Annotated in this window: 16 protein-coding genes; 5 read left to right on the forward strand and 11 right to left on the reverse strand. The window is 65.3% G+C overall.

Annotation, left to right across the window (positions count from 1 at the left end):
* The 4 genes from glmS to P2T57_RS09890 all read right to left on the reverse strand — a co-directional run bounded on the left by glmS (window position 1) and on the right by P2T57_RS09890 (window position 4809).
* Entirely contained in the window at window positions 1-1791 is a 1791-nt protein-coding gene (gene glmS / locus P2T57_RS09875) for a glutamine--fructose-6-phosphate transaminase (isomerizing) (protein WP_276299032.1), read from the reverse strand.
* Between the two features lies 1 nt (window position 1792).
* Window positions 1793-3052, reverse strand: coding sequence for a sugar phosphate nucleotidyltransferase (locus P2T57_RS09880; protein ID WP_276299033.1), 1260 nt, complete (start codon window positions 3050-3052; stop codon window positions 1793-1795).
* A 182-nt stretch (window positions 3053-3234) separates the two neighbouring features.
* Window positions 3235-4119, reverse strand: coding sequence for an undecaprenyl-diphosphate phosphatase (locus tag P2T57_RS09885; RefSeq protein ID WP_276299034.1), 885 nt, complete (start codon window positions 4117-4119; stop codon window positions 3235-3237).
* A gap of 51 nt (window positions 4120-4170) precedes the next feature.
* Window positions 4171-4809 (reverse strand): class I SAM-dependent methyltransferase, encoded by a 639-nt coding sequence (locus tag P2T57_RS09890; RefSeq protein ID WP_276299035.1) that lies wholly within the window; start codon window positions 4807-4809, stop codon window positions 4171-4173.
* A 630-nt stretch (window positions 4810-5439) separates the two neighbouring features.
* Between P2T57_RS09890 and P2T57_RS09895 the strand changes: the two genes are divergently transcribed.
* A complete protein-coding gene (locus tag P2T57_RS09895) occupies window positions 5440-6888 on the forward strand; it encodes an MATE family efflux transporter (protein ID WP_276299036.1) in 1449 nt (482 codons plus the stop codon).
* A gap of 19 nt (window positions 6889-6907) precedes the next feature.
* On the opposite strand, the gene P2T57_RS09900 is transcribed toward P2T57_RS09895, so the two are convergent.
* The 4 genes from P2T57_RS09900 to P2T57_RS09915 are packed head-to-tail and all read right to left on the reverse strand — an operon-like array spanning window position 6908 to window position 9905.
* Window positions 6908-7681 (reverse strand): DUF2270 domain-containing protein, encoded by a 774-nt coding sequence (locus tag P2T57_RS09900; protein WP_276299037.1) that lies wholly within the window; start codon window positions 7679-7681, stop codon window positions 6908-6910.
* 56 nt (window positions 7682-7737) lie between these two features.
* A complete protein-coding gene (locus P2T57_RS09905; RefSeq protein WP_276299038.1) occupies window positions 7738-9063 on the reverse strand; it encodes a tRNA pseudouridine(54/55) synthase Pus10 in 1326 nt (441 codons plus the stop codon).
* A 36-nt stretch (window positions 9064-9099) separates the two neighbouring features.
* Window positions 9100-9618, reverse strand: coding sequence for a DUF3368 domain-containing protein (locus tag P2T57_RS09910; protein ID WP_276299039.1), 519 nt, complete (start codon window positions 9616-9618; stop codon window positions 9100-9102).
* Window positions 9615-9905 (reverse strand): hypothetical protein, encoded by a 291-nt coding sequence (locus P2T57_RS09915; protein WP_276299040.1) that lies wholly within the window; start codon window positions 9903-9905, stop codon window positions 9615-9617. Before P2T57_RS09915 ends, P2T57_RS09910 begins: the two co-directional genes overlap by 4 nt.
* Before the next feature lie 97 nt (window positions 9906-10002).
* Here P2T57_RS09915 and P2T57_RS09920 point away from each other — a divergent pair, with 97 nt between their 5' ends.
* The 4 genes from P2T57_RS09920 to P2T57_RS09935 all read left to right on the forward strand — a co-directional run bounded on the left by P2T57_RS09920 (window position 10003) and on the right by P2T57_RS09935 (window position 12141).
* Window positions 10003-10338, forward strand: a complete 336-nt coding sequence (locus tag P2T57_RS09920; RefSeq protein ID WP_276299041.1) for a DsrE family protein — start codon at window positions 10003-10005, stop codon at window positions 10336-10338.
* A 94-nt stretch (window positions 10339-10432) separates the two neighbouring features.
* Window positions 10433-10822, forward strand: a complete 390-nt coding sequence (locus tag P2T57_RS09925) for a DUF7383 domain-containing protein (RefSeq protein ID WP_276299042.1) — start codon at window positions 10433-10435, stop codon at window positions 10820-10822.
* Window positions 10823-11075: 253 nt separating this feature from the next.
* The gene (locus tag P2T57_RS09930) at window positions 11076-11351 is read left to right on the forward strand and encodes a MarR family transcriptional regulator (RefSeq protein WP_276299043.1); all 276 of its coding nucleotides are present in this window, start codon (window positions 11076-11078) and stop codon (window positions 11349-11351) included.
* 157 nt (window positions 11352-11508) lie between these two features.
* Entirely contained in the window at window positions 11509-12141 is a 633-nt protein-coding gene (locus P2T57_RS09935) for a ribonuclease H family protein (protein WP_420028538.1), read from the forward strand.
* Window positions 12142-12248: 107 nt separating this feature from the next.
* Here the strand turns inward: P2T57_RS09935 and P2T57_RS09940 are convergent, their stop codons facing one another.
* The 3 genes from P2T57_RS09940 to P2T57_RS09950 are packed head-to-tail and all read right to left on the reverse strand — an operon-like array spanning window position 12249 to window position 13208.
* On the reverse strand, window positions 12249-12530 hold the full coding sequence (locus P2T57_RS09940; protein WP_276299045.1) for a hypothetical protein: 282 nt from the start codon (window positions 12528-12530) through the stop codon (window positions 12249-12251).
* Between the two features lie 54 nt (window positions 12531-12584).
* Complete coding sequence (locus tag P2T57_RS09945; RefSeq protein ID WP_276299046.1) at window positions 12585-12938, reverse strand: type II toxin-antitoxin system PemK/MazF family toxin; 354 nt, start codon at window positions 12936-12938, stop codon at window positions 12585-12587.
* Window positions 12939-12941: 3 nt separating this feature from the next.
* Window positions 12942-13208 carry an AbrB/MazE/SpoVT family DNA-binding domain-containing protein gene (locus tag P2T57_RS09950; RefSeq protein WP_420028539.1) on the reverse strand — a complete coding sequence of 89 codons (267 nt, stop codon included), beginning with the start codon at window positions 13206-13208 and terminating at the stop codon, window positions 12942-12944.
* Window positions 13209-13221: the final 13 nt, after the last annotated feature.

Here is a 13221-nt window from a genome sequence, read left to right on the forward strand (position 1 = left end):
TTACTCCACTGTCACGCTCTTGGCCAGATTCCGTGGCTTGTCGATACTCCGGCCCAGTTTCTTCGCAACGTAGTAGGCCACCAACTGCAACTGGACGTTCGCCAGCACCGGCGCGATGCGGGGGTGAGTTTCGGGAATCGTCAACACCTCGTCGGCGTAGCGTTCGACCTCCGAGGCCCCGTCGGTGACCGCGACCACCGGCGCGTCGCGCGCTTCGACCTCCTTGACGTTGCCGACCGTCTTGGCCGTGGTCTCGTCGTCGCCGGTGACGATGGCGAAGACGGGCGTCTCGCTCGTCACGAGCGCCAGCGGGCCGTGTTTCAACTCGCCCGCGGCGAACCCCTCGGCGTGCTTGTAGGTTATTTCCTTCATCTTAAGCGCGGACTCCAGCGAGACCGGATGGTTGTAGTCACGCCCGATGAAGAAGTAGCCCTCGCTGTCGAGGAACCGCTCGGCGACCGCCTCCGCCCGCGAGGAGTCCAGCAGTTCCTGCACCTGTCCGGGCAAATCGCGGAGGGCCTGCACGACTTCGCGGGCGTCTCCTCGTTCGGCGAGCGAGGACGCCAGCAGGTTGCACGCGACGACCTGCGACGAGAACGTCTTGGTCGCCGCGACCCCGATTTCCGGCCCGGCCCGGATAAAGAGCGCGTCGTCGCACTCGCGGGCCGCGGTCGAACCCACCACGTTGGTCATCGCCAGCGTCCGGACGCCCCGGCGCTGGGCCTCGCGGAGCGCCGACAGGGTGTCTGCGGTTTCGCCGCTCTGGGTGATGCCGACGACGAGGGTGTCGTCGGGGACCGGCGGCGGTGCGACGGCGTACTCGCTGGCGAGGAAGGCTTGGGCGGGGACGCCCGCCTCTCGCAGGGTCCGGGCACCGAACAGCGCGGCGTGGTAGGAAGTCCCGCAGGCGACGAACTGGACCGAATCGGGGTTCAGGCCCTCGAGGGCCTCGACATCGACTGACCCGGTGAGTTCGTCCACCCGGCCCCGGAGGCATTTCCGGAGGGCGCGGGGTTGCTCGTGAATCTCCTTGAGCATGTAGTGGTCGTACCCGCTCTTGGCGGTCTCCTCGGCGTCCCACTCGACGCGGGAAATCGACTTGTCGAGCAGTTTCCCCTCGGCGTCCGAGACAGTCCACGACCCGGATTCGAGGCGGGCGAACTCGCCGTCTTCGAGGTAGACCACCCGGTCGGTGTAATCGAGGAAGGCGGGCACGTCGCTGGCGAGGTAGGCCGCGTCGTCGCCGACGCCGACCACCAGCGGGGAGTCCCGCCGCGTTGCGAGGATGGCCTCGGAGTCGTCGGAGACCGCCGCCAGCGCGTAACTGCCCTCCAGTCGGCCGACCGCAGACCGGAAGGCCTCCTCGAAGGTCGCGTCCTCGGCGAGATGCTCCTCGATGAGGTGGGGAACGACCTCGGTGTCGGTGTCGCTGTCGAACTCGTGACCGCGGTCGGCGAGTTCGGCACGCAACTCGCTGTAGTTCTCGATGATGCCGTTGTGGACGACTGCCACGTCGTCCGAGCAGTCGGTGTGCGGGTGGGCGTTCTCGTCGCTCGGCCGGCCGTGGGTACTCCATCGCGTGTGGCCGATACCGACCGGGCCGTTGAGAGCGCCGTCCACGGCCTCCTGAAGATGGTAGAGTTCGCCCTCGCGCTTACAGACCGAGAGGTCGCCGTTCGAGAGCGCGACCCCCGCCGAGTCGTAGCCCCGGTATTCGAGGCCTTCGAGGCCGTCGAGGAGCACGTCGAGCGTATCCCCAGTCTGGCCGGCGTACCCGATTATCCCGCACATGTCAACGGAATACCTCGGCGCGCTCGCTTATATTTTCGGATACGGTAACGCCCGTGTGGAGGGTGGCGCTGGGCGCGACCAGCGTGCCGGGCGCGACGCTCACGTCGCCCTCGGCCCGCACCCGGTCGGCGAGGACCGCGCCGAGTCGCTGGCCCTCGAAAACGGTGTCGCCGACTCGCACGTCGCCGGGACCGCCGGGGACCGTGGTCTCGGCCCCCAAGGCGACTCCCTGCCCGGTCACGCAGTCGAGCAGAGTCGAGTTCGGGCCGACGCGGGCGTCGGCGTCCAGCACCGACCGGGCGACGACGGCGTTCGCGCCGACCGTCGCGTTCCGGCCGAGGGCGGCGTAGGGACCCACGACCGCACCGGGTCTGACCTCGGTATCGGGACCGACCACGACCGGTCCCTGCAAGGTGGCGTCGTCGTGGACCGTGGCGCTGTCGGCGACCCAGACCGAATCGTCGCGCTCGGGTTCGGTGACCCGACCGTGGAGCAGGAGGTCGCGCGACATGTCCAGCAGGTCCCACGGGTAGGTGGCGTCCTCCCAGAGTTCCCCGGTGACGACGCCCCGGACGGTGGCCTTCTCGGGCGGCGTGCGGCCGGTTTCGTCCCCATCGACCCCCTCTCCGCTCCCGTCGGTCCCCTCGATGAGTCGGACCAGCGTGTCGGTCAGCGCGAGTTCGCCCTGCACTCGGGGCGTGGCCTCGATTGCGTCGAAGATGGAGGGGTCGAAGGCGTAGACGCCAGCGTTGAGCAGTCGGTACTCGTCGGTTTCGGGCTTCTCGACCAACTCGACTACTCGGTCGCCGTCCATCACGACCGCGCCGTAGTGAGACACGTCCGCCTGCTCCGTGACCGCAAGGGTCGCGCTCCCGTCGGTCTCCTCGAAGGCGTCCAGCACGTCGGCGACCATCTGGCGCTCGATAACTTGGTCGCCGTTGACGACGAGAAAGCCGTCCTCCTGCGAGACGGCATCGCGGGCCTGCAAGAGAGCGTGGCCGCTCCCTAACTGCTTGTCTTGGGCGACGTAGTTGACCGGGACGTTCCGGTAGGTCGGCCCGAAGTGGTCCTGCACCCGGTCGCGCTTGTAGCCCACGACGACGTGGAGACGCTCGATTCCGGCCCCGATGAGCGCGTCGAAGACGTGTTCGAGAATCGGCCGGTCGGCGGCGGGGAGCATCGGTTTCGGGCGGTTGCGCGTCAACGGCCGCAGTCGGGTTCCCTCACCCGCGGCCAGCACGACGGCGGCACGAACTGTCATGGGTAATCCATCGTGAACGCGCGGTATCAACTTTCGGCTTCGAGGGGTCACGGAACTTCCGCGTCCGTCCGCGTCCCGAATCCCGGCAGAATCGGGGTTCGAGAGCGAACAGGGTCTGTGTGACTCCGAGCAATTAGAGCGTTCTTTTCGGATGGAACTTCCCGTCTCAAAGAATCGTAGTGTTATATCACCAATGCGGCACCGCCGAGCATCGCCAGCGCGCCCAGACCGATACAGACGCCCCAGAAGGGCACGCGCTCGACGACTCGCATCAGGGCGTCGATGGTCAGATAGCCCACGACCGCGGCGGTGGCGAGCGCCAGCGCGGCCTCGGTCGGCGCGACAGACGGAATTCCGGTGGTCAGAAGCACCAGCACGCCGGCCCCGAGCGCGGCGGGAATCGACAGCAGAAACGAGAGTCTGAACGAGGACGGCCCGTCGTGGCCGCGGAACAGGAGCGCCGAGGCCGTGGTTCCCGACCGCGAGACACCGGGCAGGATGGCCAACCCCTGAAGCGCGCCGACCAGCACGGCGTCCGTGAGGTCGGGGTCGGTTCGTCCGCCGAACTGGAACCCGTCGGCGACTCGCTGGAGGACGCCCGTCAGCACGAGCAGGAGGCCCACCAGCGCGACGAACGCGCCGCCGGTGAGTGACGAGACGACGTGTTCGAGCGTGGTGTAGGCCGCGATGCCGACGACGCCGGAGGCCAGCGTGGCGACCCCGAGGAACGAGAGGGTGGGGCGCTCGCTGACGGCGGGCGAACGACCGGACGCCCCGCCGGTCGGCGCGCCGCCAGTCGAAACCGCGGGGTCGCCGGGGTCGAACGCCGACCGAGGCCGCCACGTCGGAAGCGCAGACAGCACGTCGCGGAGTTCGTCGCGGTAGTACGCCGCCGCCGAGAGCGCGGTCCCGGCGTGAAGGAACAGCGAGAACTGGACCGCGGCCTCGGGCGAGGACCCCAACGCGGTCAGAAAGACGGTGATGTTGCCCTCGCTGGAGATGGGCAACCACTCGAAGACACCCTGCAAGGCTCCGGCGACGACGGCTATCAGCGCGGACCGGTCCATACTGGGTGGGCGAACGTCCGGGGTAAAAACTACTCGGAAGTCGGTCGGGCCTCAGCGGCGGTCGGGCGACGACGCCAGTTGCGCAGAGAAGTACACCCAGCGTTCCTCCTCGTCGGCGAACTCGTCGGTGGTGCCCCACTCGTCCTCGACGGTGAACCCCGCGTTCCGGAGGTGGTCGCGGGTGGCGTCCGCGCCGGCGATGTGCCACTGCATCTCGGTGCCGGTATCGAGCCAATCCGGGTTCTCGCCGCACCACTCGTTCGGGCCTTCCGAGACCAGTACCCGACCGCCGGGTCGGAGGACCCGCGCGAACTCGTCTACGACCGCCTGATGCTCGTCGTGCGGGACGTGAATCAGCGAGTGGTAGGCAGTGAGCGCGTCGAACGCGCCGTCCCGGACCGGCAGTCTCGTCATGTCGCCCTGTAGGAGGTCGGCCTCGGGAACGTCCTCGTCGGCCAGATTCAGTTGCGAGCGCGAGAAATCGACGCCGACGGCGGGTCCCAACTCGGCCAGTCGGGAGAGGACGGGCGTCCCCTGTCCACATCCCACGTCGAGGAGCCGCGCCGACTCCCCAACAGGTTCGAGGAACTCGCCGAGGAGGTCCATCTGGCGACCCTCCGCCGGGCGCTGTTCGGCGTACTCCTCGGCTAACTCGTCGTACCCGCGGCGAACGGCATCCTTCTCGACCATTGGCGACGAGTACTGCACCGGGGTTGTTCAACGTTTCCGTGGGGTGAGAGGGATTCACAACCGGTCGGGGAACAAGTGCGGTCCTCGGCGTCTGCGCGAGCGAAGCGAGCGCAGGCTCGTCACGAGCGAAGCGAAGTGACGGTGGACTGAAAGGGCGACCGCGAACCGCGCGAGGGCTTTCGAGGCCTTTACTACTGTCTCTGTAGCGTATCTGCACCGTACCGAGGGAAGCAGGAAGCTAGCTTCAGGCTTGAGCAAACCCGTCTACCGCACCGTCAGAGCTTCGCTCTGACGAGCCGTGACTCGCTTCGCTCGTCACGACACCGCAACCACGGGCCACACCCTCCCCAACCGATTGCGCGTCTCGGCCGGGGGCCTGCGATGTCTGTGAACTGCGTTCACAGATCAGCGAGACGCGAAGCGTCTCGCAAGCCTCATCCCTCGCGCGATTCGGGCGGCGCACGAGAGCACCGGCGGACAACTCGCGTCCGCCGGGCAGTCGTTCGCTTCGCTCACGACGACGCCGCCCAGCACGCGCCGGAGTTGAAGGTGTAATTTCTCAGCCATTTCCGAACAGTTCCCACACACATAGAAACTATTTTAGTTTCGATTCGAAATACTCCGTACAACGTGGTACGCTTCCCGAATCCGGTTCGGTTGCTCATCCTCGCGGTCGGACAGGCGCTTGCCCGCGCCGGTCTGGTCTCGGCCGAGCGCGTTCGGCGGACGACAGACCTCGCGTGGCCCCGCATCGTCACCGGCATCGCTCGCATGTCGAAGAACGCGGTGGACGTGGCGATGGTCGGGTTGGCGGTCGGTCCCGTCGCAATCGCGGGCATCGGCTTCGCCACCCCCTATTGGGGACTGGCCTTCTCGCTCGGCGGCGGCATGGCCGGTGGGACCATCGCGCTGGTCTCCCAGCGATACGGCGCGGACGCCCACGACGAACTCGGCGTGGCGGTCCGGGCCAGCGCCGCGGTGGTCGTCGCCATTACGCTTCCGGTCGCGGCCGCCTTCTGGCTGTTCCCGGCGGAACTCGTCTCGGTCATGACCGACGACGCCGAGGCTATCCGACTCGGCGGGGAGTACCTCCGCATCCTCGCGCTCGGGGTCCCCTTCGCGGGTCTCAACCTCGTCGGGAGTCGCATCTACATCGGCGCTGACGACTCGTGGACCCCGATGCTGGTCCGGGGCGGCGGCGCGCTCTCGAACATCGCGTTCAGCGGCCTCCTCATCTTCGGCCTCGGGATGGGCGTCACCGGGGCCGCGATTGGGACCGTGCTGGCGAACGTCCTCGTGACCGGGACCTTCGTGGCCGGACTCGTCGCCGGGCGACTCCCCGGCGTGGGCGACCTACCCGTGAAAATCGACGCTTTCGGCACGTACCTCGACCGCGAGACCGTCGAGGACGTGGTGCGAATCGGTCTCCCGGTCGTCGGGCGCAACGGCGTCTGGACCGTCGCCAAGTTCCCGATGCTGGCCATCGTTGGCCTGTTCGGTCCGAGCGTGGTCGCGGCCTACGTCATCGCCCGCCGAATCTGGGGCATCATGAACACGCCCGGTTGGGGCTTCGGACTGGCCTCCAGCAGTCTGGTCGGCCAAGAACTCGGCACCGGCGACGAACTGGCCGCCGAGGAGTACGCCCGCGACATCGTGCTGTTCTCGGTAGCGACCTACGTCGTCGCGGCGCTACTGGTTGGCGCGTTCGCCGAGCCAATCGTCGGCCTGTTCGTCGGGGACTCCGGGGACGCCACGGTTCCGGTCGCCGTCGCGCTGGTCTACGCCGCCTGCGTGGCAGTCGTCGGACAGGGCGTCAAAGCCGGGACCGCCGGCCCGCTCGACGCCAGTGGCGACACCCGGTGGCCCTTCTACAGCCAAATCGTCGGGATGTTCGGGGCCGCCATCCCCATCGCGTACCTCGGTGCGACCACTTCGCTCGGCCTGTGGGGCCTCTACCTCTCGTTCGTCGCCGAGACGACGATTCCGGCCGTCATCAACTACTACCGGTTCTCGACCGGCAAGTGGAAGGCTATCAGCCGGGAGTTCCGGCCCGACCAAGGCGCGCCCGCCGACGACTGACCGCCCGGTACGAGGAGTCTCACTCGCGCCACGGGTCGGTCCGGTCGCGCTCGTGAAACTCGCGTTCGCCCTGACTCACGACGCCGTAAATCACGACCGCCGTGGCCGCGAGGTAGAACAGGCCGACGCCCGCGACTACTGTGACTCCCGGAATTCCGAAGATTCTCGCGGTCGTGCGCCACGTCTCGCTCGGCTGAAACACGGTAATCCTGACCAGCCACGACGCCAGCAGGACGAGCAAAAGCGGGAAGTAGATTCGGCGAAGCCGGCGGGCCAGCGCCACCCGCATCGGCGTCTTGACCGTCGGGTCCCGGAGGTCTGCGGCGAGTCGCCGCCGCCAATCGGGGTGGGGCAGGTCCTCGCCGGGGTCGAACATCTGGGCGAACAGGTCCTGTTCCAGCAGGCGGACTCGCTCTCGCCACACGTCGTAGGCCCGGTAGCGCCGTGTTTCGACCACGAGAAACGTCACCATCGCGCCCATGGCGAGCAGTAAGAGGTAGTGGGGATTGTTCGGACTGGAGAACACCCACGTCAGCAGGGCGGCCAGCAGGGTGACCGCCCAGTAGGAGGTCTGGTCGAGTCTGCTCCGCCACGTGGTGACTCGGGACATCTGGCCGCGGTAGAAGTGACCGAGCATCCCCGTCATCGCCGAGGGGTCGCCAGCCACGGTTTCGCCGAGAATCCGGCCGAATGCGTCACCGGGGTCGTCGTCGGGTAACTCGTCGGGGCCGGGGTCGTCCTCGTCGCCGTCTCCCGCCGAGTCGTCTCGCTGTCGGTCGTTCGAGTCCGCCATGTTCGGCGATACGACGGTCCGGTATCTACTGCTTGTGGCGGCGCTCGCGCAGTTCCTCAGACTTCTTCTTTCAGGTACTCGGGGTCGTCGAAGGCCTCGTCCTCGCCCTCGACACGAACTACGTCGAGCGCCGTGACCTCAGCGCCGACGCCCAGCAGTCCCGCGAGACTCGGGGTGGTCCGGCCCTCGTCGCCAGAGACGAGTTCCTTGACGTAGAGGCCGCCCTCGCCGTGAACTTCGAGTTCGCCGGTGCGGGCGTCTTCGAGGTGGCCGTCGATGTCGTAGACGGTCCGGGTCCGGGTGAGCGAGGCCCGGCGGTGGTCCACGCGCTGAGGAGTATCCTGCTCGATTGTAGTGCCTCGAAGCTCCTCGATGGCCTCTGCGAGGGCCTGCTCGGTCACGTCGTCGTCGAAAGCCACGTCCATCCGGTAGGTCTTGCTGGCGTCGAGTTCCTTGACGCGCTCTACCATGTCGTGAGTCGCCAACGCGAGGTCGGTCACTTCGACCTTCCCGTCGCCGAACTCGTTGATTTCGGCTTCGAGCGCGTCGGTGTCCACGTTCCGAACGCGAGGGCGCTTGACCTCGATGACGAAGGGCCGTCCGGTGTCGAGCATCAGGGCGTCCACGTCCTCTCTGCCCGCGCCGTGGAAGAGGGCCTCCTCGCCGTCCATCGCCTCCAAGACCGGCGGGGTGGTCAACTGCTCGACGCTCTCGTCGTAGAGGTAGCCCGACCCGCCGCAGTGGTCACACGGCTCCTCGCCGCCGCCCTCCGCGAGTTGCTTTCCGGAGCCACCGCACTCCCGGCAGGGCCACTCTGTCTGGGGGATGTCGCGCTCCAATTTCTTGTACCGACCGTAGACGAACGCCGAGTTGATTTGGACCTCGACGGCGTGGTCCGAGAGTTCGTCGCGCTCGGGATTGACGTTGAGGAGGGCCAACACGTCGGGCCGGCCGAAATCGACCTCCGCGCCGGTGAGTTGGCCGACGCGCTTGCCGACCTCCCGGTTGAACTCCGACTTGAAGGACTCGCCGGCGTCGTCTGGCAGGTCGGCCGACTCGCGGAGGAGTTTCTCGTTCTCCTCGACCAGCGGCGGGGTTCGCGTCCCGACCTGATAGGTGCCGAAGTTCCAGTCCGCAAGCGACTCGGCGACCGTCTCGGCGTACTCGTCGAACCGCTGGCTCTCGCCCTCGCAGACCCAGCAGGTCTCGGGGTCGGTCTGCTCGAAGGGTTCGTCGTCTTCGAGTGCAGACGCGACCCGGAGCGAGCGTCCTCGCTCGGCGTTGGTCAGCCCGAAACTCCGGTCGGCGAAGCACCGGCCCAGACAGGAATCGCAGACGGGGCCGTTCTCGGCGACTCGGCGGGCGTCTTCGAGGATGGTCATGTCTGAAAGGAGTGGGCCGGGGCGTAAACGGGTTTCTCATTCGGGCGCGAGTTCGTCGAGTTTACGGACAATCTTGGCATAGAGGTTCGGAGAACAGTGCCAGCCAGCATCGAGCATCCTGTCGATTGTTTCTCGGGCTTCTTCAGTAGGGAGGTCGCCACGTTTCACCAGCGAAAGCAACAGATAGGCTGTTCCGCGTGTTTCGATACCTTCTACCTCGGCTATTTCTCGGCCGTGTTGCTCGTCCATGACAGCAATACCATCGATGTCGTCCGCAAGTAGAAGTACAGCTGTATCTGCAGGACTAAGCGCCGTATTTTGCACCAGATTGGTGAATCGTTCGTCTTTGTCGAAGGTTCGCTGTTCAAAGAGACCGTCTCGAAGACGGTTGTTGATACGTTTTGCATCAGGGTATCCTTGCTTCATACCATCTCCAACGACCTCTTTGCAGACTCGACCCGGAATGACGAGATCATCTTTCACGTTCGTCAATACGTCTAGTCGGTCTGCTTTTCCGAGATAGATGAGAGGTGTCGCGTCGAAGACCAACGTCATAGGTCGTCTAAATCCGATTCTAAGTGGTCATCAGAAACCCACGTTACGTTTCTGTCTTTGGCTAGTGCGGCAAACTCCCAAACGTTCATTTCTGCTATTGTAGCAGCACCCGAAAGAGTGGTTTCACCCGCTTCGAGCTTCTCTAGTGCTTTTTCTTTCCGCCAGTCGCCGAGTCTTTCGGTGAGGAGTTTCCGAACTGCAGTACTCTTGTCGAGATTCTCCTCTTCGATGTACGACTGCAAGTCGTCTTCGAGGTCGTCCGGAATGCGAGATGAAATCGTACCCATGATGTATGCAATGTATGCAATGAATACAAAACTTCCGGCTTCTGAGAAACCCGACATTACCACAACTCATTTCGCCCCTCCCTGCGACACCTCAGCCATGCAGACGGTCTTCCACGTTTCGACGCCCGAGGACGTGCGCGTCGTCGTCGCCAAGGTCCGGAACCTCCTCGCCGACGAGACGGTTGAGATGGAATCGGTCGCGGTGGTCTCGGACCGAGGCGAGGCCATCGCCGAACTCCACGCCGGCGCAGAACTCGCCGACGACCTCCGGGGCCTCCTCGGGGACGGTGTCGCACTCAAGGCGTGTCGCAACGCGGCACAGCACCCTGCCGTCTCGGAGACGGACCTGCTGGATGGCGTCGAGGTGGTGTCCTCAGGCGTCGGCGAACTGACCCGGCTTCAGGATGCGGGGTACGCCTACATCCGGCTCTGAGTCGTTCTCGACCACAGCACGTTCTGGGTACGACAGTCCACGGCCAGCCACGGAGACCCCCACGAATTTGAGGCCCCCCGACGTGAGAGAACGCATGCCATACCGCGCCAACTACGCGCTGGTGAACGTGAGCGCCCTCCTCGGACCGAACCGAGACGCGCTCGACGTGCCGTGGGCGGAGTACGTCGGCGACGTCACGCCCGCCTTCGAGTTCACGATTCCCACCGACCGACCAACCGACGCCTACGTCGGCATTCAGGCCTTCCGCGTGGACGAATACGGCCACGAACTCCAGATAAACGGCGAGTCGCTCGGCGGGTTCGACCTGCCGCCCGCCGACGGGTGGCAGTACTGGGAGGACGCCATCACCGACGCCGAACTGAGCGAGGGTGCCAACACCCTTCGAGTCCGGCGCGACGAGTCCGCCGACGACAGTTTCGCGGTGAACAACGTCACCGTCCACTGGCGCGAACCCGTCGAATAGGGCGGGTCGTCTCCTCGTTTTGCGATGAATCCGTCAGGTCCGGGTCGGTCTCCCGCCGACGAGACACAGAATCGGTCGTGGCAAGCAATTCCGGCGGTTCTTCGGGCAACGCCGACAATTTCCGAGACTTACAGCGATGGTCAGCAAAGATAGCTACCCACACAGTAGACCTATCGCTGTACGCATCAGGCAAAGAGCTGGATTGCTAAAACAAGTAGATATATATTGCTCGATGTCGAAAATCGACTTGACCATGCGCAAACACGCTAGCTGGCTGACCCAGACCGACGAGCGAGTCCTCGAATTCATCCGCGAACACGGCAACCACCCGCCGACCGCGATTCGGAACCGACTCGCCGAAATCGGCGACGACCTCGACTACTCGGCCAACCACATCGGCATGCGATGCCGCGAACTCGACGACTACGGCCTGCTGGAGAACCTCGGCGGCGGCACCTACGCCATCACCGACCTCGGTAAGCAGTTCCTCGACGGCGAGTTCGACGCCGGCGACATCGAGAGCAACTAAAATCGACCCGCGGTTTTTCGTCTTGCAGACCGTCCAGAGCGACGACTCCCGACCGACAGTCTCTCGACCGGCCACCGTAAGAGCCAATTAGTCACGCGGGGATTTCCGGAGCGTGTTCGGAGTAGACGAGGCCGGCAAGGGACCGGTGCTGGGGTCGATGTTCGCCGCCGCGGTCCAAGTCCCCGACGAGGAGGTCCTGCCCGACGACGTAGACGACTCGAAGAAACTCACCGCGGAGCGCCGCGAGGACATGGCGGCCCGCTTCCGCGAGGACGACCGCATCTCGGTCGCTATCGCCGAGATTCCGGTCGCTCGCATCGACGGCGACGAGGACATGAACACCCTCACCGTGGCGGCACACGCCGAGGCCGTGGTGGGCCTCCTCGGGGAAGGCGGCCTGCCTGACCGCACGCCGGAGGGCATCGCCGACGCTGGCGACACCAGCGAGGCGCGATTCGCCCACCGGGTCGCCGACCGGGTGCCCGACGAGATAGATTTGACCGCACAACACGGCGCGGACGAGGACCACGCGGTCGTCGGCGCGGCCAGCGTGGTCGCCAAAGTCGAGCGCGACGCCCACGTTTCAGCACTCGCCGACCAGTACCGCGACGAGTTCGGTGAGCGATTCGGCGAGTTGGGGTCGGGCTATCCCCACGATTCGGCCACTCGCGAGTTTCTGGAGTCGTTCGTGGCCGAACAGGGGTGTCTGCCCGACTGCGCCCGCCGGAGTTGGTCCACCTGCGAGGACGTGCTGGCCGAGGCCGAGCAGTCCGGACTCGGCGATTTTTGAGCGCCAGAGTAATCCACCGAGTTCGCAGTTTGAGGGGGTTCGCGCCTGCTACCGGCGAGCGAGGCGAGTTGGTGGAGTCACCGATTGCCGACTCACAGGGTGAGAGGCTACAACCGACTGCCATCCGGAGAGTACGGGGGTAGCTCCCACTTCAGCAGGAGCGTCCGAACCCCGAGGACGACCAGCACGACGCCGAAACCGACGAGCGCCGCCGCGGCGGGTGTCCCACCGGCAGTGTTGAGACCGGCCATCGTCAGTCCGGACCCGGCGAAAATTCCCACTCCGGCGACGAGCGTCCAGAAGATGCGACCAGCGAGCAGTTCGAGTTCTGCGCGAATCGCGCGCCGGACCACGCGGTCCAGTTCTTCGTCGGAGCGGTCGGAGGGCATGGCCCGGAGTTGTTCGGGTTCGTACAAGAAGGTTCGCGTCTAAATCGATAGTCGCTACACGTCTCGAAGGCCAAGACTGTATTCGAGAGCAGTATCGACTGCAGACATCCGGTCCTCGGGAACTGCCCCAAGATTTTCTCGAACACGGTGCTCGACAGCGACGGTCCGTATTTGACTACAGAGTGCGACCGAGTCCTCCTGTAGTGGGCTTTCTTCGGCCGCTATTAGGACCTCGAAGGGATACAGTTTTTCGCCGAAGGAGGTCGTAAACGGGACCACAACTGTAGTCGGTGCATTTTGGTTTCCGACATCGTTCTGAACGACTAAACACGGACGGGTTCCACGCTGTTCAGACCCACGAGTCGGGTCAAGTTCCACGATTACGATGTCGCCACGACGAACCTGCATTCTCTACCAATCCGGAGCATCGCCTAGTTCTTCGTTCGCTTCGCGCGAGACTCCCTCGAACGACTCCGCGATTTGCTGGTCTCGGTCCGCACGGCGACGGTAGCCCTCTGCGAGTTCATCACGAGTTACGGGTTTCTCGATGACGATTCTATCATCTTCGTCGTGGACTACTACTTCGTCGCCTCCGTGGATGCCGAACTGTTCTCGAAGCTTTTTGGGAAGCGTTACTTGGCCCCGCTCCCCGACCTTTCGGCGTTCGCTCATAGAGATTCATATGTGATTC

Source organism: Halorussus lipolyticus (assembly GCF_029338375.1).
Lineage (GTDB): Archaea > Halobacteriota > Halobacteria > Halobacteriales > Haladaptataceae > Halorussus > Halorussus lipolyticus.

Excerpts from the sequence above, each read along its gene's own strand:
- glmS (WP_276299032.1), bottom strand. The coding sequence starts at position 1,791 with ATGTGCGGGATAATCGGGTACGCCGGCCAGACTGGGGATACGCTCGAC.
- P2T57_RS09880 (WP_276299033.1), bottom strand. The coding sequence starts at position 3,052 with ATGACAGTTCGTGCCGCCGTCGTGCTGGCCGCGGGTGAGGGAACCCGA.
- P2T57_RS09885 (WP_276299034.1), bottom strand. The coding sequence starts at position 4,119 with ATGGACCGGTCCGCGCTGATAGCCGTCGTCGCCGGAGCCTTGCAGGGT.
- P2T57_RS09890 (WP_276299035.1), bottom strand. The coding sequence starts at position 4,809 with ATGGTCGAGAAGGATGCCGTTCGCCGCGGGTACGACGAGTTAGCCGAG.
- P2T57_RS09900 (WP_276299037.1), bottom strand. The coding sequence starts at position 7,681 with ATGGCGGACTCGAACGACCGACAGCGAGACGACTCGGCGGGAGACGGC.
- P2T57_RS09905 (WP_276299038.1), bottom strand. The coding sequence starts at position 9,063 with ATGACCATCCTCGAAGACGCCCGCCGAGTCGCCGAGAACGGCCCCGTC.
- P2T57_RS09910 (WP_276299039.1), bottom strand. The coding sequence starts at position 9,618 with ATGACGTTGGTCTTCGACGCGACACCTCTCATCTATCTCGGAAAAGCA.
- P2T57_RS09915 (WP_276299040.1), bottom strand. The coding sequence starts at position 9,905 with ATGGGTACGATTTCATCTCGCATTCCGGACGACCTCGAAGACGACTTG.
- P2T57_RS09920 (WP_276299041.1), top strand. The coding sequence starts at position 10,003 with ATGCAGACGGTCTTCCACGTTTCGACGCCCGAGGACGTGCGCGTCGTC.
- P2T57_RS09925 (WP_276299042.1), top strand. The coding sequence starts at position 10,433 with ATGCCATACCGCGCCAACTACGCGCTGGTGAACGTGAGCGCCCTCCTC.
- P2T57_RS09930 (WP_276299043.1), top strand. The coding sequence starts at position 11,076 with ATGCGCAAACACGCTAGCTGGCTGACCCAGACCGACGAGCGAGTCCTC.
- P2T57_RS09935 (WP_420028538.1), top strand. The coding sequence starts at position 11,509 with ATGTTCGCCGCCGCGGTCCAAGTCCCCGACGAGGAGGTCCTGCCCGAC.
- P2T57_RS09940 (WP_276299045.1), bottom strand. The coding sequence starts at position 12,530 with ATGCCCTCCGACCGCTCCGACGAAGAACTGGACCGCGTGGTCCGGCGC.
- P2T57_RS09945 (WP_276299046.1), bottom strand. The coding sequence starts at position 12,938 with ATGCAGGTTCGTCGTGGCGACATCGTAATCGTGGAACTTGACCCGACT.